The sequence below is a fragment of the Haloarcula salina genome (genome assembly GCF_010119195.1).
In the GTDB taxonomy this organism is placed as follows: domain Archaea; phylum Halobacteriota; class Halobacteria; order Halobacteriales; family Haloarculaceae; genus Haloarcula; species Haloarcula salina.
On the sequence record NZ_WRXL01000001.1, the window covers coordinates 139,649 to 157,367 of the forward strand.

Consider the following 17,719-nt stretch of genomic DNA (forward strand, 5'->3'; position numbering starts at 1 on the left):
TCAGCACTTGGCTGTCGATGCGCCGCTGCCTGCGCCCGTCAGGAGAGTCGCGTGACCAGTTCGGTGACCCGACCGCCTGGGTACTCTACCTCGTCCACTTCCTGTTCGACCACGTCGCCGGCGACGCCCGCGACGTTCCCGAGCGGAATCACGCGCTCGCCGCCGTCGCCGTCGGCGACCGCCCAGACGACGTTGCCCATGATCTTCGCCGTCTCGCACTCGATTCGGGACTCGTCGCCCATCGGACTGTCGAGGAACACTGTCGCTCCCATTGTATGAGACCGTTTAGCACAGAGTAGCATAACCGGTTCGGGGGTTCGAGGGAAACCGCCCTCCCGTTCGCCCCGTCACCCACGTTCAACGCCTCGGACACACGCAGCGGTCGTCTACTCTCACGCGTCGCGACGCTCCCCCATCGAGAGCCGCTCCCTTCGGTCGTCCCGCCGCGGCTCACGGCTTCGCCGTTCGCACCATCGAGGGCCGCTCCCTTCGGTCGCGCCCCTCGCGCCCCTCGCGTCCCCCGCTACTCGCGTGTCGCTATCGCTCCCGCTCGCTCTATCGAGGGCCCTCACTTCGTTCGGCCCCTCGCTACTCTCCGAGTATCCCCCGCTCCGTCATCTTCGCGGGGTCCAGCACCTCGTCGACCTCGTCTTCGTCCAGGTAGCCCTCTTCGAGGACGACCTCGCGGATCGTCTTGTCCTCGGCGAGGGCCTTCTTCGCGACCTTGCTGGCCTTGTCGTAGCCGATGGCGGGGTTGAGCGCCGTCGCGAGCGCCATGCTCTGCTGGACGCGCTCGGCGCAGTGCTCCGCGTCGGCTTCGAGTTTGGCGACGAACTTCTCGCCGAACACCTCGCTCCCGTTGGCGATGAGGCGGGCGGACTGCAGGAAGTTCGAGGCCAGCACGGGCTTGTAGAGGTTCAGGTCGATCTGTCCCTCGGCCGCGCCGGCCGAGACGGCGGCGTCGTTGCCGACGACCTGCTTGTGGACCTGATTGACCGCTTCGGCGACGACGGGGTTGATCTTCCCGGGCATGATCGAGGAGCCGGGCTGGTTCTCCGGCTGGTCGATCTCGCCGAGGCCGTTGCGCGGGCCGGAGGCGAGCAGGCGGAGGTCGTTGGCGATCTTGTTCAGCGAGCCGGCGACGGTCCGGAGCGCGCCGTGGGCCTCGGACATCGCGTCGTGTGCGGCCTGCGCCTCGAAGTGGTTGTCGGCCTCGCGGAACTCGATGCCCGTCTCCTCGCTGATGTACTCCGCGGCCTTCGCCGGGAAGTCGGGGTGGGTGTTCAGCCCGGTCCCGACGGCGGTGCCGCCCAGCGCGAGTTCGGCCAGGCGGCCGTGGGTGTCCTGCACGCGGGAGATGCCCTTCTCGACCTGCGTGCGGTAGCCCGAGAACTCCTGGCCGAGCGTCACCGGCGTCGCGTCCTGGAGGTGCGTGCGACCGGTCTTGACCACGTCGGCGAACTCGTCTTCCTTGGCTTCGAGTTCGTCGCGCAGCGTTTTCAGGCCGGGGATCACGTCCTTCTCGACCGCTTCGAGGGCGGCGACGTGCATCGCCGTCGGGATCACGTCGTTGCTCGACTGGCCGAAGTTGACGTGGTCGTTCGGGTGGATCTCGCGGGTCCCGATCTCGCCGCCGTACAGTTCGGTCGCGCGGTTCGAGATGACCTCGTTCGCGTTCATATTCGAGGACGTGCCCGACCCGGTCTGGAACACGTCGACGGGGAACTGGTCGTCGTGCTCGCCGGCGATGACCTCGTCGGCGGCCTCGACGATGCAGTCGGCCTTGTCCTCCGGAATCGTCCCGAGGTCGCGATTGGCCTGTGCGGCGGCTTTCTTGACCACCCCGAGCGCGCGAACGAACCGCCGTCCGAATGTCACGTCGCTGATGGGGAAGTTCTCGACGGCGCGCTGGGTCTGGGCTCCCCAGTACGCGTCGGCTGGCACCTGCATTTCACCGAGGCTGTCCCGCTCCGTCCGGTACTCATCGGTCATACGTGCGGGGGGTCGACCCCGTGGTCGTAAAACCCATCGGTACGGACTGGCACGGATGGGTCGGTCGACGACGACTGACGACTCCAGGTCGGGGAATCGCCGGCCACAACCCCCGTGACCTCAATAAACGTGTGTTATCATTCGGAAATGTTAAGTAGAATCTCTCTCCACTTAGCATGAGTTCGACGCCACAACGACGTTGGTGACTGACGACCCCGCTCGGTCCGCTGACTGCGGTCCACCGACCCCGGACGAGCGGGACAGACCGGACGTCGACGGACGACGTGAACGCAGGCTTCGCAATCGGCCAGACGGCCGCGCTGCTCGCTGGTGCACGCGCTCGACGGAATGGCACACCCGTCGACGACGCGACCGCCGCGGTCCGATCGGCTGTCTGTCTCGGTGTGACAGGCCTTCGAGACCGCGGGCGACCGTTCCGGTCCCGCAGCGAATCCCCTGATGACGCGTCCGTCGACTGACGGACGGCGAACTCACGTCGGCGAACGACTGACACAACCATGCGCGAGATACTCAGCAGACTCCGCGCCGCCGGAGGCGGGCTCCGGGCGGCGATATCGAGAGACGAATCGAACGGAGACCAACTGGCGACAGACGGCGGAACGACGGTGACGACGGCCGGGGACGACACCCTGCGGAAGTCGCTCCCGGTCGAGTGGGAACTCGTCGAGTCGGCCCCGTTCTGGCTGCCGCCGGTCCTGCTGGCGGGCTTTTTCGTCTACGGCGCAATCGCCTGGAACTTCCTCCTGTCGCTGACGGACTACAACGGGCTGGGCGGGGCGACGTACGCGAACTTCGATTTCAGCATGTACGCCCGCATGCTGAACGACGGGGCGTTCTGGCACGCGGCCCAGAACACGGTCGTGTTACTGGTCGTGTTCACCGTCCTCTGTCTGGCGCTCGGATTGCTGGTGGCGATTCTCATCGACCAGAACATCCGCTTCGAGAACTCCTTCCGGACGATCTACCTGCTCCCGATGAGCCTCTCGTTCGTCGTCACCGCGACGATGTGGGCCTGGGTGTACAACGCCCGCAGCGGGGTGTTCAATCAGCTCCTCCGACTGTTCAACCTCGAAGGGCTGCTGGTCGGACTCCTCCGGCCGGCCGGGGTCAACGCCGAGGTCATCCAGTGGCTCTCGTGGAACACCACCGCGCTCGCCGCGGTCATCTTCGCGCTCATCTGGCAGTTCAGCGGCTACGCGATGGTCGTGTTCCTCGCGGGACTGCGCGCGATTCCGCAGGCCCACTACGAGGCCGCGCGCGTCGACGGGGCCACGACCGTCCGGATGTACATGCGCGTCATCATCCCCCAGCTCCGGGCTTCCGCCGTGTCGGCGTCCGTGGTCCTGATGGTGTTCGCGCTGAAAGCGTTCGACTTCATCTACGCGCTGCGGGGCTCCCAGCCGGGGGCGAACATGGACATCCTGGCGACGATGATGTACCGGGTCGCCTTCGACAGCCTGCAGTGGGCGTACGGCTCCGCCATCGCCATCGTGCTGTTCGCCCTCGCGCTGCTGGTGATCGGACCGTACCTCTACAGCGAGTACCGACGGGGTGAACTATGAGCACCGGAACCCGCGACTACGTCGAGGAACTGCGCGACATGGACAACAGCCGTATCGGGCTGTACGCCGTGTTGCTGTTCGGTATCGTCTTCTACCTCTTCCCGGTCGAGACGGCCGTGATGACGATGTTCAAGACGCAGGGCGAGTTCGCGCGGACGCTCCCGTTCGCGCCGCCGAGCGCCGACGGCTTCACGCTGTCGGCGCTCGCCACCGCCTGGAACACGCTCAGGCCCGGCCTGCTGAACTCGCTAGTGATGGCGATTCCGGCGACGATCATGTCGGCGCTGCTCGGCAGCCTGACCGCGTACGGGCTGACGACCATCAGCTGGCGCGGCCAGGTCGGCGTCGTCGTCTTCATCATCGCCGGCATCTTCATCCCGTATCAGGCCGTTCTGGTCCCGCTCGCGCAGTTCTGGTACCAGATCCTGCCGGGGCTGCTCAACGGCTTCGTCAACACGGTCTTCGGCTTTATCACGGGTGGCGACTGGGCGTACCCGAGCCGCAACGGCTACGTCCAGCTCTTCCAGTTGTCGATCACCCACGGCGCGTACGGGATTCCGATCTGTACCCTGCTGTTCCGGTCGTACTACCAGGCCATCTCCGACGAGATGATCGAAGCGGCCCGCCTCGACGGCGCGAGCGCGTTCAGTATCTACCGCAACATCATCCTGCCGCTGTCGCTTCCGATGTTCGCGGTGACGCTCATCTACCAGTTCACGCAGGTGTACAACGACCTGCTGTTCGCGCTGGTCCTCGTCAACGAGCCGGCGGCGCAGGTCGCGACGCAGCGACTCGCCGCCCTGACCGGCGGTGTCGTCCAGTCGTTCAACACCACGATGGCGGGAGCCATCGTCGCGGCGTTCCCGACGCTGCTGGTGTACATCGTGTTCGGCGAACAGTTCGCGAAAGGCGTCGCAGGCGAAAACTGAGGAGATTCACAATGGCACAACTCACTCTCGACAACGTAACGAAGACGTTCCAGGACGACGACGGCGAGATCATCGCCGTCGACAACGTATCGGTCGATATCGAAGACGGCGAGTTCCTCTGTGTCGTCGGTCCGTCAGGCTGTGGCAAGTCGACGACGCTGCGGATGATCGCCGGGCTCGAAGACATCACGAGCGGCGAGATCCGGCTCGGCGGCCAGATCATCAACGACCAGCCGCCGGCCCGCCGGAACGTGGCGATGGTGTTCCAGTCCTACGCGCTGTACCCGCACATGACCGTGCGAGAGAACATGGCGTTCGGGCTGGAGGAGTCCACGGACATGCCCGACTCGGAGATCGACCAGCGGGTCGAGGAGGCGACGAAGATGCTCGGCATCTTCGACCTCATCGACCGCAAACCGGGCGAACTCTCGGGCGGCCAGCAACAGCGCGTCGCGCTCGGCCGCGCCATCGTCCGTGACCCCGAAGTGTTCCTGATGGACGAGCCGCTGGCCAATCTGGACGCCAAGCTCAAGGCCGAGATGCGGACGGAGCTCCAGCACCTCCAGGAGGACCTCGACGTGACGACGGTGTACGTCACCCACGACCAGACCGAGGCGATGACGATGTCCGACCGCATCGCCATCCTCAACGACGGCATTCTCCAGCAGTGCGCGACGCCGCTCGAGTGCTACCACGAACCGAACAACCTCTTCGTCGCGGGCTTCATCGGCGAGCCCTCGATGAACTTCTTCCCGACGACCCGCGAGGGGACGACGCTGCGCGCGGACCGGTTCGAGTACGAACTCGGCGACGAGACGGCCGCCGCCGTGAGCGAGACCACGAACGTCACGCTGGGCATCCGCCCCGAGGACATCGAACTCGCGGACTCGACCGCCGCCGTGAACACCTTCGAAGCGGTGGTCGACGTGGTCGAGCCGCGCGGGAACGAGAACACGGCCCACCTGCAGTTCGACGCGGACGCCGACGAGCAGTTCACCATGACCGTCGACGGCATGACGAGCCTCAAATCCGGACAGCGAATCTCCGTCGCGTTCCCCGAGGAAGCGATCCACCTCTTCGACACCGGGAGCGGCGAGGCGATCCGAAACCGGACGCTCGACGAGATCGAAACCGTCGAGTCGGTCGTCTGACGGGGTTCGCGGTTCGGTTTCCATAGTTCTGGTCCAAGAGATTCGGCGCGTCGAGTAGCGGCCGGACCGCGTCCGTGCCGGTTCGTGAACAGCATTTAGTATCACGCCCACTGACACTAGTTCGCATGGACGAGAACAATCCGTTCAGACCCGCGTTCGAACTCCAGCGCCAGACGATAGAGGGCGGTCGGCAGGCGATCTCGACCGGACTCGCCTTTCAGCAGCGCCTCAATCGCGCCCTGTTGCAGGGGATGGAACAGGGCGCGGAACTGAACGAGCAGGGGGCCGAGACGACACGGGAGACGATGCACCGGACGCTCGACGCCATCGAGGAGGCCGTCCCCGGTGCGTCACCGGGGATGGAGCAGGTACGACAAGCGATCGACGACCAGTTCGACGCGGCCGCGGAGGCTGGCCAGCAGGCGGTCGAAGCGGCCGACCAGGGCGTCGAGGAGTTCGAGGACGCGTCGGAGGCGTACTTAGAGACCGTCGAAGAACAGACGGAGATGCTGCTGTCGACCCACGAGGACTTCGAGGCACAGACGATGTCGTTCGTCGAGGAGACCGAAGCGCAACTCGACGAGCTACAGGCGGCGAGCGAGGGGCAACTCGACGAGCAGATCGAGCGGCTGCAAGATCAGATGCAACGCCTGCGCGACCAGCTTGATCACGAGTCCGAGTAATCGCGGCAGTCGGGAACGCGGGCGCGTTGCCGGCTCAAGCCCAGCGGTCGAGTCCCGTCTGGACGACGGACTCCTCGATGCGTTCGAACCCGCGGGCCACCTCGTCGGCGTCGACCTCCCACTGGTCGGTGACGAACGCGCGGGCCGCGTCGACGTCCGGCTCGATCGCGTCGGGAATCTCGTACTCGTCGGTGACCGCCGGGTCGAGGAACAGGTCGCGGATGCGGTCGGCGTGGTCGATGTGCTCGCCCCTGGCCTCGAGCACCGCGTAGAGGTCGCCGTGTTCGTGAATCTCCGAGACGGCGGTCTTGGGTCCGATACCGGAGATGCCCTCGTTGAAGTCGGTCCCCATCAGGATGGCGGCGTCGACGAGCTGCTCCCAGGTGAGGTCGTGGCGTTCGAGCGTCGCCTCGAAGTCCATCAGTTCGGGGTCGCCCTTCGACGTGAGTTGCCGGAGCGTCAGCGGCGCGCCAAAGAGCAGTGCGTCGTAGTCTTCGGTCCCGACGTAGTCAACGTCGCCGCGGCGGGCCATCACCGACGCCTGCCCCTCGCCCTCGGCCGGCGCGTCGACCACCGGCACGTCGAGCAGAGAGAGCAGTTCGCGGGTCGTGTCCACGATGGTGTCGGTCAGGCGCTGGGACCGCGAGTCCAGTTTCGCGACGCGGGCGGCGTCGCCGGCCTCGCGGGCGTCCGCCAGTTCCGACTCGTACTTCTCTCGCTGGGCGCGGCGCTTCTCCACCTCGTCGTCTTTGAGGTCAGTCACCGCGCCGTCGAAGACGAACACCGGCGTCAGGTCGTGTTCGAAGAACTTCGGCAGCCCCTGGACGACGCCGATGAGGTTCGCGACCTCCTCGCCGTCGCCGGTGGTGTACTTGGCGTCGCCGGTGAACTTCACCGTCGTCGTGAGGTAGCGATAGAGCCAGTTGTGGGCGTCGACGGCGACGACGCTTCCGTCGAGGTCGCCGAACGACACGTCTTCGAGCGCCGCGAGCGAGCGGAGGTCTGCGTTTCCCATTGGCAGTCGTTGGGCGGACAGCGGTTTGAATCTCCCGGAGCGGGGCAATCACTCGGACGACGTGGGCGGGTCGGTCCAGGTGTCGAGGACCGGCGGCGGGTCGACGTCGGCCTTCGCCGCGAGAAACGACTCCTCCTCGGCGGAGAGGTCGCGCTCGCGGAACAGGTCGAGGCCGGCCTGATACCGCGTCGCGCTGCGGTCGCCGGGCCAGACGAGGTCGAGTTCGGCCAGCCCCGACTCCGCGCCGCTGAAACAGAAGCCGGCGCGATACGCCGCCTGGTACGAGAAGGGATTGTTGACGCCGATGGAGACGCGGTCGAAGCCCCGTTCGGCCGCGCGCTCGCGGACGAACCGGAGCAGTCGCGGACCGAGCCCCTCGCCCTGTCGGTCCCGGCGGACGGTGACGTAGCGGACCCGTAGCGTGTCCGGGTCCGTCCGGTCGGCGTCAAAGGCCGCGGCCGCCGCGACGCCGTCGTCGCCGGCGACGGCCTTGCCGGTCGACGTCATCACGAACTTGCCCGCGTAGGCGAACCGTTCGTGGTCGAGGCGGAGCCGGTGGCCGTCCTCGGCCCAGCCCAGCAGCGAGAACTCCATGTCCCGGTCTGGGCTCCGCGCCCTCTAAGCCGTGGTGGTCTCGGCCACCCAGCTATATCCCCGCTCGTCGCGATGGTCGGGGCATGAGCGGCGACGTGAGCGCCTTCGATCGCTTCGCCACGGCGTACGACCTCGTGATGCCGCCCGCCCGAGCCGGGAAGCTCCGGGCCGGGCTGGCCGTCGCCGAGCGGGACGTGGCGCGAATCGTCGACATCGGCGGGGGATCGGGACGGGGAATCAGACGGCTGGACGTGCCGGAGCGGCTCGTCGTCGACGCGGCTCCCGGAATGCTCCGGCGGGCACGCGACCAGGGATTGGACGCCATCGCCGGAGACGCGGCGCGACTCCCGCTGTGCCAGAACTCAGTCGACGCGGCCATCATCGTCGACGCCCTGCACCACATGCACGACGTGGACGCGGTGTTTCGCGCGGCCGCCTCGGTCGTCCGACCGGGCGGCGTGCTCGTGGTCCGGGAGTTCGACCCGACGACGCTCCTCGGGCGGGTCCTGGTGGCGTCCGAGCACCTGGTCGGCTTCGAGTCCGAATTTCACACCCCGGACGAGCTGGTCGCTCGCCTCGCGGACGCGGGGCTCGCCGGGACCGTCGTCGAGCGGGGCTTCGGCTACACGGTCGCCGGGGTCGCCGAATCCGAGGGAGCAAAGTACCCCGCGGGTCAAGAGCGAGTATGAGCGTCTCGACGGTCGGGAACGGTCGTGTCGAACTGTCCGGTCGGAGCGCGCTGTTGGCCGTCGGCGACCTGCTGGCCATCGGCACGTTCGTCGCCGTCGGCGAGTTCACTCACGGTATCAATCCGTTTCTGAATCCCGGACGGTTCGCCGGTACGCTGACGCCGTTCCTCCTCGGTTGGGTCCTCGTGGCGGCTATCGGCGGTCTGTACACCAGCGACGGAATCGGAACGCTCCGCGCGGCCGTCTCCCGAACCGCCGTCGCCTGGGTCCTCGCGGTCGGTATCGCACAGGCGCTTCGCGCGACCGAGCTATTCCCCGGTAACGCGGCGCTCACCTTCGCGCTGGTCTCGATTCTCGTCGGCGGGACGCTGCTCGTCTGCTGGCGCAGCGTGGCGGCGACGCTGTTGCACCGATACGTCGACAGGAAAGAGGGTCTGTTGCGGTAGCGGCCTACCCGTCCGCCCCGCACCGCGGGCGAAGGCCTACCGAAGCTCCGCTACTTCGATCGAGACTGTCGACTGGATCCACGCCTGATGGTTCTCTCGATCGTAGATGACGAATTCCTCGTCCCCGATGTTGAGTTCGGCGTACTGTCGTGCTTGCTCGTCCGTCGTGTTGTCCGTAGCGTTCGTACTCATAGTCTCGGATGGAGTTCGGCTGTGCCTTCTGTCTCCGAATACGGGTATCGGACCACACGTAATAAGCGCACGGACCCAGTTATCACGATAGAGAACAGAGGGTTTAGTATCGACCCATGCCACACGAACTAGTTCTCATAATTAATAAATTTCCCGCAGCAGCCTCCTATCGTCCGTTTTGATTCGGCCCGGAATGAATCAGCATGTCTGTCGGTAACAAGGGTCGCACAATTGCTCGCAGAATACATCGCAAGTATTCGTAGAATACGTTTCGTGACGATCGGTGTGCGAACCACTCGATATCCGGATTTCTTGTGACTACTCTACAAGAATTTTTGTATATATACTTTGGGGCAATATCCTACTCATAAGTTATGAGTTGGATTTGTTGGGGGTTCAGAGCAAATTTGAAAAGGCCATTCAATGTATTATCTGGAAGAACGGGGAAAGGTTAATAAGCAATTACCCCATAGTATTATCCATACTTATGACGGGTTACTACGACGTTGTTCTGGGACTCATCCCGCTCGCAATGGCAGGAATCACCGGCTCGCTGTTCGCAGCGGGCTTCGAACTGACCACCGCGATTCCGATGGCCTCCGTCGTGGCCGTCGGTCTCATCGGCCACGCGATGTTCGTCCGCGCCCCCGTGGACCCGACGCCGACCGACGCGGGGACGCAGCGGAACGCACAGTCTGAGCCGCTCCAGACCGCCGATTAGGGACCCTTCGACCCGTCTTTCCCTCCGACGTTTACTTCCCCGGCAAGCGACAGCGCCGTCACCGCTGTTAAGGGCGCGTCGGTCGAAGGGCGGGATATGACATCCGACGCGAAAGCGCTGTTTCTCCGGAGCGACGAAGTCTCCGACCTCGCCGAGCCCGCCGAGTACGTCGACGCGGTGCGCGCGGGCTACCGCGAGCGGGGCGAGGGCGCGCCCGCGACGCCCCGGACGACGCTGTTCTCCGACGACCCCGCGGGGATGCTGACGGGCTATCTGGCGATCCTCCCCGAGACCGGCGCGATGGGCGGGTACACCTACGCGGCCGGATTCGGCGGGCGCGACGCCCACTTCTCGCTGCCGATCTTCGACGCAGAGAGCGGCGACCCGCTCGCCGTCCTCGACGGCGCGAGCATGAACCCGCACAAGACCGGAGCGGCCGGGGCGGTCGGCGTCGACGCGCTCGCCCGCCGGGACGCGAGCGACCTCGCCGTCATCGGGAGCGGGGCGCAGGCCCGCGGGCAGGTCCGGGCGACGGCGACCGTGCGCTCGTTCGACCGCGTCGAGGTGTACTCGCCGACCGCGGAGCACCGAGAGTCCTTCGCCGCGGAGATGAACGACGCGCTCGACGCCACCGTCGCGGCCGTCGCCTCCTCGGCGGCGGCCGTCGAAGGGGCCGACGTGGTCATCACCGCGACCGACGCGAGCGAACCCGTGTTCGACGGCGACCTGCTCGAAGACGGGACGCACGTGACCGCGATGGGCCAGTATCACCCCGAGAAGAACGAACTCGACGCGACCACCATCGAACGGGCGAAGTACGTCCCGGACCTCCGCGAGCGCGTCACCAAGGACGCGGGGTCGTTCATCAACGCGCTCGACGAGGGCGTCGTCGACGAGGACCACGTCCACGCCGAACTGGGCGACGTCGTCGCCGGGACCGCCCCCGGCCGGGAGTCGCCCGAGGAGATCACGGTCTTCGACTCCGGCGGCACGGCCATCGAGACGGTCGCCGCCGGATACCTGCTGTACGAGCGTGCGAAGGCCGAGAACCGCGGCGAGGAAATCGAGTTCGCGCCGGCGAGCGAAGCCCTGACCGGCCGCTAGAGGTACGGCGCGAGTCCGAGCGCGTCGACGAGGCCGATTCCCGCGACGAGCGCGCCGAGCACGTAGCCCGCGATGGTCCCGCCGTTGAGCAGGGGGAGCCCCGCGTGTGCGCGCCCTTTCAGTACCATCCAGAGGAGGACCGCCAGCCCGAGGTAGGTCCCGATCATGGCGGTGACGGCCGGCAGCGGCACGCCCAGGATGCTCTGGACGCCCGACGGGGCGAAAAAGGCCGCGCTCGCGACGAGCACGGAAGGAATGATGGCGTCGCCGAGACCGATGAACAGCGCGTCGCGGTCGAGCGGGTCGGCGTGGCCGTCCGCGCCGGACTCGTCTCCGTCGCCGCCCTCAGTGGCCGACTCACTGCCGTCGGCGACCGCGGTCTCGCCGTCACCGGCTGTGGGCTCGGCCCCCTCGGCGGACTCACCCTCGTCCGCGTCGTCGGTCGGGTCCGGCATCGTCGCGTCGAGGTACGAGTACGACAGGGACAGCGGAATCACGAGCACGACGGGGACCTTGAGGTCCATCACGCCCGAGGCGAGCGTCAGCATGTGTTCGGTGCCGTAGACGCTGATGGCGTCGTAGACGGCGAGGACGGTCAGCAGGACGAGCGCGGGCAGGATGCCGAAGCTGATCCCGAACAGCCCGGCGGCGGCGGCCCCCATCACGGCTCCCGAGGCGTCGATGACGTACCATTCGGGGTAGAGGAGTAGCGCCCCACCGAGCGCGAGCGCGAGCGCGACGGCGACGACGTTGAGCCCGGCGTAGGTCAGGACCGGCGGGACGAGCACCTGGAACACGTACAGCGAGAGCCAGGCGGCCGAGAACACGATGAGGCCGCGAATGAGCTGATCCACGTCGTAGCGGAAGGCCAGCAGCATGACGGCCGTGGCGACGAGAATCGCGCCGACGTACATGAGGCTGTTCGTCGGGTCCGAGGGGTCCTCGACCGCCTGGTAGCCGGCCGATTCGAACGGCTGGACGAGCGCCAGCGCACCGAGCTGGACGAACAGGAAGATGCCAGCGATGAGTCCACAGCCACCGACGAGCCGCCACCGTCTCTCCATGCACACACGTCCGACAGGGACCGGTTTGAGGGTTACGGAGCCGACACGAGGAGGAGTGAAACAGCCGCACGGCGGCGGGGTCGTGACGTGATCGACCGAAGCCGGTCCGCGACTTACCGCGCGTACAGCACCGCGCCCACCAGCCCCGGCAGGTGAACGTCGTCGTCGGGCGAGACCGCGAGGTACGGTCTGTCCACCGGGCCGAACACGTCGACGACGGAACCGACCGTGTCGAGGGCCTCGTCGACGACCGTCGTCCCCACGTCGGCGTACTCGTCGTCCGGGGCCCGGACGATAGCGAGTCCCTGTGCGACCCGCGAGACGGTTCCGATGCGCTTCATTCCCGGAGCGCCTGTACGTAGGCCGCGACGGCCCCGAGCAGGTCGCTCTTCGTGGCGTCGTCCGCGTTCCTGACGAGGACGCGCCCTCGCGCCTCGTACTCGCGCGGATACGTCTTTTCGCGTTCGATGACCGCGTCGTAGCCGACCTGCTGGACGGCCTTCGCGATCTCGTCCACGGTCGGGTCCTCGACGGCGAGGTCGCGGGAGACGCGCCGCCCGTCACTGCGCGAACAGCCGGCGTCGAGCGCCACCGGCCAGATTACGTTCTCGACCATACCGGACGTGGTCACCGGCGGCATATATGGGTTGTCGTCACCGGACGGGGAACCGATCCGTCGCTATGTGTCGTACTCAAGCAAGTAACTTACATACATCTGTGCTCTAAAAAAGATAGAGATGGCAAAGAAAGCACTACTCGGGGTCGCAGCAGTCGCCCTGCTCGTGGTCCTCGGAACGGGCATCCTCATCGGGACCCAGTTCGCCGGTGGGCCGGCTGAAACACCGTCACAGACGGGGGCGGATCAGGGTGACGGGAGCGACGGCGATGACGGGGGAACGGCCTCGACGCCGGCGGCGAACAACAGCACCACGCCGACACCAGCGCCGAACGTGACGGCCACCCCGACTGCGACTGCCACGCCGGAAGAGCGATCGGTCCCGGCCCGGAAGTTCAACGAACAGAACATCTCGAAGTACGTCAAACAGTACCTCAACGAAGAGCGCGAGGCCGCTGGCGTACCGGCGTTCGAGTCCGGCCTGAAGACCGAGGACGACCTCGACGAGATGGCACAGGGCCACAGCGAACAGATGGCGATCGAAGGCAAAGCCATCCACAAGATCGACGGGGTGTCGAGCAAGAAGCGATACGAGAATAGCGGCCTCTACGACCGCTGTACCTTCTCCTCGTCGGAGGGCGACTACATCGAAACCCCGGCCCGAACCCGCTTCGAGGCCGTCGAGAAGACGGTGGCCGGACAGGTGTACGAACAGGACGGCGAGGAGCAGTTCAACGCGAACGACAAGGAGGTCGCGCGGACCATCGTCGACGCGTGGATGGACTGGCCGGACTACCGCGAGCGCCTCACGCTCAGGAACGCGAACCTCGTCGGAATCGGTATCGAGGTCACCGACACCGGAAACGTGTACGCGACCGCGAATATCTGCGGCTAGGCGGCTTTCGCTCGTTTTTCAGTCGGGCGTTGATTCGCCGTCCTTTTCGAAACGCAACTGCTGACAGCACCATCCGAGAGACAGCGCGTGGGGTCTGCGCGACGAATCCGGTTCTCGCACGTGTTCTCCCGTCGGCCCACTCGAACGGGGATCTAGGACGTGAGCGGCCGTCGCGCGATTAGGCAGTCAGTTGACCGGGAACACGGAATCAATCGTTCACCAGCTGTCGAATATAGTAGCCATTGAAAGTCAGTGCACACCCGATCGCACTGCTGTCGTGCGATCGGTGTGTAAACCGTTTCAATTGTTACTATAGTAATATCAGGAGCGACCCGCGCCGATGGAGGGCTGGGTACGCTGGGGCGTGCCGGTCACCAGTCACAGTGCGATGGTGGTTGTGGTGCTTCCGTGAGAACGGCTAGAAATCGCCGGCGAGGATTCCGGCGACGCGTTTCGCGATCGAACAGCGTTACACCCTCGAAGGCGTCCGGATAGATGTTCAGTGCCGCCTGTTCGGTGTGGTGGGAGTTGGCGACCGGACCCTGATCGAGAGACCCCAGCCCGGTAGACGGTCTCGGGACCAGAGAAGAACCGCTGAGGCGACCAGTAGGAAGGCGTCGACGAGACGAATCGGAAAAGGACCGGAAGCGAACCGCGACCGTCAGTTGCTACTCGTGCTGTTGTTCTGTGCGCCACCGCTCCCGCCGCTCGACTGCTGCTCGGAGAGCCACTGGTCGTACTCGTCCTGGGGGACGACTTCGACGGTTCCGAGCATGTTAGAGTGACCGGAGCCGCAGTACTCGGCGCAGTAGAGCTGGTACGTCCCGGGGTTGTTGACGTTCGTGCGAAGCCGGTTGTACTGGCCGGGGAAGGCGTCGGACTTCAGCCCGAGCCCGGGGACGTGGAACGCGTGGAGCCAATCGACCGATGTGATGCGTAAGACGATGTCCTGGTTCGCCGGGAGTTTCAGGGTGCCGGTCGTCGTCGCGGCCGCCTCGCCGTCCCAACTGGACTCGTTGTGGTAGAACGTCCAGCCGTAGCGCTGGGCCTCGACGGTTACGAGTTCGGGGTTCTCGTCGGACAACTGGGCCTGATCGGCGGCCGACGCGGTGACGTACGGGCTGGCCATCACCTGATACGACGCGACGCCCACGAACAGGAGGATGATCGCCGTCGCGATGGTCCACGTGATCTCCAGTCGACGGTTCTCCTGGGTCGGAAGGGGGTCTTCCTGATTACGGAACCGCCAGACGGTATAGATGAGGATTCCCTCGACGAGCACCGTAATCGGGATGGCGACGTACAGCAGATTCTGATTGAGTCCCCAGATGAGGGTCTCAGTCGCCGAGTCCGTGGTCTGGGCAGCGGCCGGTTCGACAGCCAGCGCGAGCAGCGCAGCGCCGAAGAGAGCGACCAGACCGGCACGTTTCCGGGTCATAGATGCGGCTTAGGATTTCGGGGATAAATAACTGCTGTCTTCGCCGCAGTCGCCTGATTTCGGTGGCCCCGACCCGTGAAATTGCGGGCGTGACGACGGCGGAATCGCGGGGTCTAAGTGCACAGCACCGAAGCCTAGGACAATGGCAGAGAGCAGGACGTTCACCGGGCTGCTCGCCGCGACGGCGGTCGGCGTCTACCTGCTGGTGCTCGCGGGCGCGACGACGACGCTCACGGACGCGGCGTCAGCCTGCACCACCTGGCCCCTGTGTGACGGCCCCGTCGCGATGACGAACACGGCGCTGCTGGTCGCCTGGGGCCACCGCCTGACCGCGGCGGCCGTCGGCCTGTTGGCCGCGGCGACGGTGGTCGTCGGTCTTCGATCCGACTGCCGCCGCCGCGTGAAGGCGACTTTGCTCGCCGGCGCGGTGCTGTACCCGGTACAGATCGGACTCGGCGCGTTCGTCGCGACGACGGCGGGAGACAGTATCTTCCCCGGTCTGCACCTCGCGGTCGGGATGGGAATCTTCGGCTCGTTCGTCCTGGGACTCGCCTGGCACCTCGAGGCCGAGACCGGGAGCGACGACGAGGACCCGGTCAAGAACCCGACGCTCGCGCCCGAACCGGTCGCCGACGAGAGCGACGGAGCGCCGGTCGACCTCTCGTTCGGCGAGCGACTCACCGCCACCGCGGCGGCGTACTTCCGGCTGATGAAGCCCCGACTGATGTGGCTGCTGTGTCTGGTCGCCGCCGCGGGGATGGCGCTGGCCGTCGGCCCCGACCTCACCGTCCGGACGGTGCTCCTGACTCTCGGGGGCGGCGTCCTCTCTATCGGCGCGTCGGGGACGTTCAACCACGTGCTCGAACGCGACATCGACAAGCGGATGGACCGCACGTCCGACCGCCCCATCGCGACCCACCAGATCCCGGTCCGGAACGCGCTCGCGTTCGGCGGCTTCCTGTCGCTCGCCTCGCTGTGGCTGTTCTGGCAGGTCAACGCCCTCGTGGCGGTGCTCGGCCTGACGGCCATCCTGTTCTACAGCGTCGTCTACACGCTCCTGTTGAAGCCGAACACGGTCCAGAACACCGTCATCGGTGGGGCCGCCGGCGCGCTGCCGGCCCTCATCGGCTGGGCGGCCGCCGAGGGCACCATCGGGCTCCCCGGCGTGGTGCTCGCGGGCGTCATCTTCCTGTGGACGCCGGCGCACTTCTACAATCTCGCGCTCGCGTACAAGGACGACTACGAGGCGGGCGGCTTCCCGATGATGCCCGTCGTCCGCGGCGAGACCGAGACCCGAAAGCACATCGTCTACTACCTCGGCGCGACGCTCGTCTCGGCCGGCGTCCTCGGCGTGTTGACTGACCTCGGCTGGCTGTACGCCGTCACGTCGGTGTCGCTCGGCGCGGTGTTCCTCTGGACGGTCATCAGGCTCCACCGCGAACAGACCGAGGCGGCGGCCTTCCGCGCCTTCCACGCGTCGAACGCGTACCTCGGTGCGGTGCTGGTCGCCGTGGTCGTCGACGCACTCGTCCTATGAGCACGACAGCGTTCGACCTCGGCGAGCACGTCCCGGACACACGGTCGCTCGTCACGTGGGCGGCCGTTCTGAACGCCGAACTGTTGCTTATCTTCGGGTACGTTCTGCTGACGCCGCGGCCGGCGACCGACCCGTTTCTCCTCACGTTCCCGTTCGTCTGGCTCAACGTCGCGGCGCTCGTGTTCCTTCGGGTCCGCCCCGCGCCGGCGGACCGACGGCGAACGGTGCTCGCCGCCGCGCTCGCGGTCGGGTACGCGCTGCTCCTGGGCTACGTCGGCGGCGTCTTCGGTACCGGCGGGCAGGGGACCGGCCTCCGACTGGTCACGCAGGCCCCGCCGGGTTTCGCGCCGACGGTGGTGTTCAGCGGGGCGACACTCAGCGCCGTCCTCATCCCGTGGAAGGTCGCCGGCTACCTGGCGCTCACCTACCTGGTGTTCGTCACCGTCGTCGACGCGAGCGGCGGCGCGCTCGGCGGCGTCCTCGGACTGTTCTCCTGCGTGAGTTGCGTCCTCCCGGTCGTCGCCTCGCTCCTCGGCGGGTTCGCCGGCGTCGGCGCGACGCTGTATCAGGCGGCCCTCTACCAGTCCTACGGCGTCTCGACCGCGGTGTTTCTCGTCTCCGTCGGCCTGCTGTACGGCGTCCACCGGTTCGACGTGACGGTCGTGGGGCGACTCCGGTCGTAGGGGCGCAGGCCTTTCCCGCTCGCGGACGTAGCGAGGGTATGCACACTGTCGAAATCGAGTACTGCGTTCCGTGTGGCTTCCGAGACAGAGCGCTGGACGTACAGCGGGCGATCCTGGGCGGACTGGAGGGGCAACTGGACCGCATCGCCCTCGTGACGGGCGACCACGGCGTGTTCCGCGTCAGCGTCGACGGCGAACCGGTGTTCGACAAGGACGACGACGAGTTCGACGTCGACGAAATCGTCAGAGCGGTTCGAACGAGACTCCGATAGCGGTCGCTGGTCCGCTCCTCTCAACGTGGCCGGCGTCTCCTCGTGAGTGGTCCAAACGTCTATATTTATCACCCAGAGTCCGACAGGAGATTCACGACAAACTATTTATCCTTCT

General features: G+C 66.4%; 21 protein-coding genes. 12 read left to right on the plus strand and 9 right to left on the minus strand.

Translation table 11 applies throughout. The annotated features are described in order from the left end of the window. Window positions 1-38 precede the first annotated feature (38 nt). Together GM656_RS00770 and GM656_RS00775 are read right to left on the minus strand one after the other, a co-directional pair. Window positions 39-272 (minus strand): hypothetical protein, encoded by a 234-nt coding sequence (locus tag GM656_RS00770; RefSeq protein WP_162411739.1) that lies wholly within the window; start codon window positions 270-272, stop codon window positions 39-41. Window positions 273-588: 316 nt separating this feature from the next. After that, window positions 589-1,992: a class II fumarate hydratase gene (locus GM656_RS00775; RefSeq protein WP_162411740.1), complete on the minus strand. Its 1,404-nt coding sequence runs from the start codon at window positions 1,990-1,992 to the stop codon at window positions 589-591. Window positions 1,993-2,510: 518 nt separating this feature from the next. Here GM656_RS00775 and GM656_RS00780 point away from each other — a divergent pair. The 4 genes from GM656_RS00780 (at window position 2,511) to GM656_RS00795 (ending at window position 6,338) form a co-directional block, all read left to right on the plus strand. Beyond that, window positions 2,511-3,575, plus strand: a complete 1,065-nt coding sequence (locus GM656_RS00780; protein ID WP_162411741.1) for a carbohydrate ABC transporter permease — start codon at window positions 2,511-2,513, stop codon at window positions 3,573-3,575. After that, the gene (locus GM656_RS00785) at window positions 3,572-4,504 is read left to right on the plus strand and encodes a carbohydrate ABC transporter permease (RefSeq protein WP_162411742.1); all 933 of its coding nucleotides are present in this window, start codon (window positions 3,572-3,574) and stop codon (window positions 4,502-4,504) included. Before GM656_RS00780 ends, GM656_RS00785 begins: the two co-directional genes overlap by 4 nt. Before the next feature lie 11 nt (window positions 4,505-4,515). After that, on the plus strand, window positions 4,516-5,655 hold the full coding sequence (locus GM656_RS00790) for an ABC transporter ATP-binding protein (protein ID WP_162411743.1): 1,140 nt from the start codon (window positions 4,516-4,518) through the stop codon (window positions 5,653-5,655). 125 nt (window positions 5,656-5,780) lie between these two features. Beyond that, on the plus strand, window positions 5,781-6,338 hold the full coding sequence (locus GM656_RS00795; RefSeq protein WP_162411744.1) for a DNA repair protein RecN: 558 nt from the start codon (window positions 5,781-5,783) through the stop codon (window positions 6,336-6,338). A 34-nt stretch (window positions 6,339-6,372) separates the two neighbouring features. Here the strand turns inward: GM656_RS00795 and fen are convergent, their stop codons facing one another. Both fen and GM656_RS00805 read right to left on the minus strand, forming a co-directional pair. Continuing rightward, window positions 6,373-7,353 (minus strand): flap endonuclease-1, encoded by a 981-nt coding sequence (gene fen, locus GM656_RS00800; protein ID WP_162411745.1) that lies wholly within the window; start codon window positions 7,351-7,353, stop codon window positions 6,373-6,375. A 48-nt stretch (window positions 7,354-7,401) separates the two neighbouring features. Next, window positions 7,402-7,947: a GNAT family N-acetyltransferase gene (locus GM656_RS00805; protein ID WP_162411746.1), complete on the minus strand. Its 546-nt coding sequence runs from the start codon at window positions 7,945-7,947 to the stop codon at window positions 7,402-7,404. An 83-nt stretch (window positions 7,948-8,030) separates the two neighbouring features. On the opposite strand from GM656_RS00805, the gene GM656_RS00810 reads away from it, so the two are divergent. Further along, window positions 8,031-8,636, plus strand: a complete 606-nt coding sequence (locus GM656_RS00810) for a class I SAM-dependent methyltransferase (RefSeq protein ID WP_162411747.1) — start codon at window positions 8,031-8,033, stop codon at window positions 8,634-8,636. After that, complete coding sequence (locus GM656_RS00815) at window positions 8,633-9,082, plus strand: DUF3054 domain-containing protein (protein ID WP_162411748.1); 450 nt, start codon at window positions 8,633-8,635, stop codon at window positions 9,080-9,082. The genes GM656_RS00810 and GM656_RS00815 overlap by 4 nt, the downstream gene beginning before the upstream one ends. Before the next feature lie 36 nt (window positions 9,083-9,118). Here the strand turns inward: GM656_RS00815 and GM656_RS18955 are convergent, their stop codons facing one another. After that, on the minus strand, window positions 9,119-9,274 hold the full coding sequence (locus GM656_RS18955; protein ID WP_174242910.1) for a DUF7331 family protein: 156 nt from the start codon (window positions 9,272-9,274) through the stop codon (window positions 9,119-9,121). A 487-nt stretch (window positions 9,275-9,761) separates the two neighbouring features. Here GM656_RS18955 and GM656_RS00820 point away from each other — a divergent pair, with 487 nt between their 5' ends. Then, window positions 9,762-9,995 carry a hypothetical protein gene (locus GM656_RS00820; RefSeq protein WP_162411749.1) on the plus strand — a complete coding sequence of 78 codons (234 nt, stop codon included), beginning with the start codon at window positions 9,762-9,764 and terminating at the stop codon, window positions 9,993-9,995. A gap of 96 nt (window positions 9,996-10,091) precedes the next feature. Further along, window positions 10,092-11,099 carry an ornithine cyclodeaminase family protein gene (locus tag GM656_RS00825; RefSeq protein WP_162411750.1) on the plus strand — a complete coding sequence of 336 codons (1,008 nt, stop codon included), beginning with the start codon at window positions 10,092-10,094 and terminating at the stop codon, window positions 11,097-11,099. Here GM656_RS00825 and GM656_RS00830 read toward each other — a convergent pair. From GM656_RS00830 to srp19, 3 genes are all read right to left on the minus strand, one after another. Further along, window positions 11,096-12,163 carry a presenilin family intramembrane aspartyl protease PSH gene (locus tag GM656_RS00830; protein ID WP_162411751.1) on the minus strand — a complete coding sequence of 356 codons (1,068 nt, stop codon included), beginning with the start codon at window positions 12,161-12,163 and terminating at the stop codon, window positions 11,096-11,098. The two genes, GM656_RS00825 and GM656_RS00830, sit on opposite strands and share 4 nt — an antisense overlap. Before the next feature lie 113 nt (window positions 12,164-12,276). After that, window positions 12,277-12,504: an H/ACA ribonucleoprotein complex subunit GAR1 gene (locus GM656_RS00835; RefSeq protein WP_162411752.1), complete on the minus strand. Its 228-nt coding sequence runs from the start codon at window positions 12,502-12,504 to the stop codon at window positions 12,277-12,279. Further along, window positions 12,501-12,779 carry a signal recognition particle subunit SRP19 gene (gene srp19 / locus GM656_RS00840; protein WP_162411753.1) on the minus strand — a complete coding sequence of 93 codons (279 nt, stop codon included), beginning with the start codon at window positions 12,777-12,779 and terminating at the stop codon, window positions 12,501-12,503. Before srp19 ends, GM656_RS00835 begins: the two co-directional genes overlap by 4 nt. A gap of 121 nt (window positions 12,780-12,900) precedes the next feature. On the opposite strand from srp19, the gene GM656_RS00845 reads away from it, so the two are divergent. Continuing rightward, a complete protein-coding gene (locus tag GM656_RS00845) occupies window positions 12,901-13,674 on the plus strand; it encodes a CAP domain-containing protein (protein ID WP_162411754.1) in 774 nt (257 codons plus the stop codon). A gap of 661 nt (window positions 13,675-14,335) precedes the next feature. On the opposite strand, the gene coxB is transcribed toward GM656_RS00845, so the two are convergent. Beyond that, entirely contained in the window at window positions 14,336-15,112 is a 777-nt protein-coding gene (gene coxB / locus GM656_RS00850; RefSeq protein ID WP_162411755.1) for a cytochrome c oxidase subunit II, read from the minus strand. A 142-nt stretch (window positions 15,113-15,254) separates the two neighbouring features. Between coxB and GM656_RS00855 the strand changes: the two genes are divergently transcribed. From GM656_RS00855 to GM656_RS00865, 3 genes are read left to right on the plus strand one after another with little or no spacing between them, the layout of a single operon-like run. Continuing rightward, the gene (locus GM656_RS00855; RefSeq protein ID WP_162411756.1) at window positions 15,255-16,649 is read left to right on the plus strand and encodes a heme o synthase; all 1,395 of its coding nucleotides are present in this window, start codon (window positions 15,255-15,257) and stop codon (window positions 16,647-16,649) included. Continuing rightward, the gene (locus tag GM656_RS00860) at window positions 16,646-17,332 is read left to right on the plus strand and encodes a DUF7546 family protein (protein ID WP_162411757.1); all 687 of its coding nucleotides are present in this window, start codon (window positions 16,646-16,648) and stop codon (window positions 17,330-17,332) included. Before GM656_RS00855 ends, GM656_RS00860 begins: the two co-directional genes overlap by 4 nt. A 38-nt stretch (window positions 17,333-17,370) precedes the next feature. Next, the gene (locus tag GM656_RS00865) at window positions 17,371-17,604 is read left to right on the plus strand and encodes a SelT/SelW/SelH family protein (protein ID WP_162411758.1); all 234 of its coding nucleotides are present in this window, start codon (window positions 17,371-17,373) and stop codon (window positions 17,602-17,604) included. Window positions 17,605-17,719: the final 115 nt, after the last annotated feature.

What these genes read in the sequence shown, in the direction of transcription:
- GM656_RS00810 (WP_162411747.1), top strand. Translation starts at nt 8,031, where the DNA reads ATGAGCGGCGACGTGAGCGCCTTCGATCGCTTCGCCACGGCGTACGAC.
- GM656_RS00820 (WP_162411749.1), top strand. Translation starts at nt 9,762, where the DNA reads ATGACGGGTTACTACGACGTTGTTCTGGGACTCATCCCGCTCGCAATG.
- GM656_RS00835 (WP_162411752.1), bottom strand. Translation starts at nt 12,504, where the DNA reads ATGAAGCGCATCGGAACCGTCTCGCGGGTCGCACAGGGACTCGCTATC.
- fen (WP_162411745.1), bottom strand. Translation starts at nt 7,353, where the DNA reads ATGGGAAACGCAGACCTCCGCTCGCTCGCGGCGCTCGAAGACGTGTCG.
- GM656_RS00775 (WP_162411740.1), bottom strand. Translation starts at nt 1,992, where the DNA reads ATGACCGATGAGTACCGGACGGAGCGGGACAGCCTCGGTGAAATGCAG.
- GM656_RS00795 (WP_162411744.1), top strand. Translation starts at nt 5,781, where the DNA reads ATGGACGAGAACAATCCGTTCAGACCCGCGTTCGAACTCCAGCGCCAG.
- GM656_RS00780 (WP_162411741.1), top strand. Translation starts at nt 2,511, where the DNA reads ATGCGCGAGATACTCAGCAGACTCCGCGCCGCCGGAGGCGGGCTCCGG.
- GM656_RS00860 (WP_162411757.1), top strand. Translation starts at nt 16,646, where the DNA reads ATGAGCACGACAGCGTTCGACCTCGGCGAGCACGTCCCGGACACACGG.
- GM656_RS00770 (WP_162411739.1), bottom strand. Translation starts at nt 272, where the DNA reads ATGGGAGCGACAGTGTTCCTCGACAGTCCGATGGGCGACGAGTCCCGA.
- GM656_RS00790 (WP_162411743.1), top strand. Translation starts at nt 4,516, where the DNA reads ATGGCACAACTCACTCTCGACAACGTAACGAAGACGTTCCAGGACGAC.
- GM656_RS00785 (WP_162411742.1), top strand. Translation starts at nt 3,572, where the DNA reads ATGAGCACCGGAACCCGCGACTACGTCGAGGAACTGCGCGACATGGAC.
- GM656_RS00805 (WP_162411746.1), bottom strand. Translation starts at nt 7,947, where the DNA reads ATGGAGTTCTCGCTGCTGGGCTGGGCCGAGGACGGCCACCGGCTCCGC.
- GM656_RS00815 (WP_162411748.1), top strand. Translation starts at nt 8,633, where the DNA reads ATGAGCGTCTCGACGGTCGGGAACGGTCGTGTCGAACTGTCCGGTCGG.
- GM656_RS00855 (WP_162411756.1), top strand. Translation starts at nt 15,255, where the DNA reads ATGGCAGAGAGCAGGACGTTCACCGGGCTGCTCGCCGCGACGGCGGTC.
- GM656_RS00825 (WP_162411750.1), top strand. Translation starts at nt 10,092, where the DNA reads ATGACATCCGACGCGAAAGCGCTGTTTCTCCGGAGCGACGAAGTCTCC.
- GM656_RS00865 (WP_162411758.1), top strand. Translation starts at nt 17,371, where the DNA reads ATGCACACTGTCGAAATCGAGTACTGCGTTCCGTGTGGCTTCCGAGAC.
- GM656_RS18955 (WP_174242910.1), bottom strand. Translation starts at nt 9,274, where the DNA reads ATGAGTACGAACGCTACGGACAACACGACGGACGAGCAAGCACGACAG.
- GM656_RS00845 (WP_162411754.1), top strand. Translation starts at nt 12,901, where the DNA reads ATGGCAAAGAAAGCACTACTCGGGGTCGCAGCAGTCGCCCTGCTCGTG.
- coxB (WP_162411755.1), bottom strand. Translation starts at nt 15,112, where the DNA reads ATGACCCGGAAACGTGCCGGTCTGGTCGCTCTCTTCGGCGCTGCGCTG.
- srp19 (WP_162411753.1), bottom strand. Translation starts at nt 12,779, where the DNA reads ATGGTCGAGAACGTAATCTGGCCGGTGGCGCTCGACGCCGGCTGTTCG.
- GM656_RS00830 (WP_162411751.1), bottom strand. Translation starts at nt 12,163, where the DNA reads ATGGAGAGACGGTGGCGGCTCGTCGGTGGCTGTGGACTCATCGCTGGC.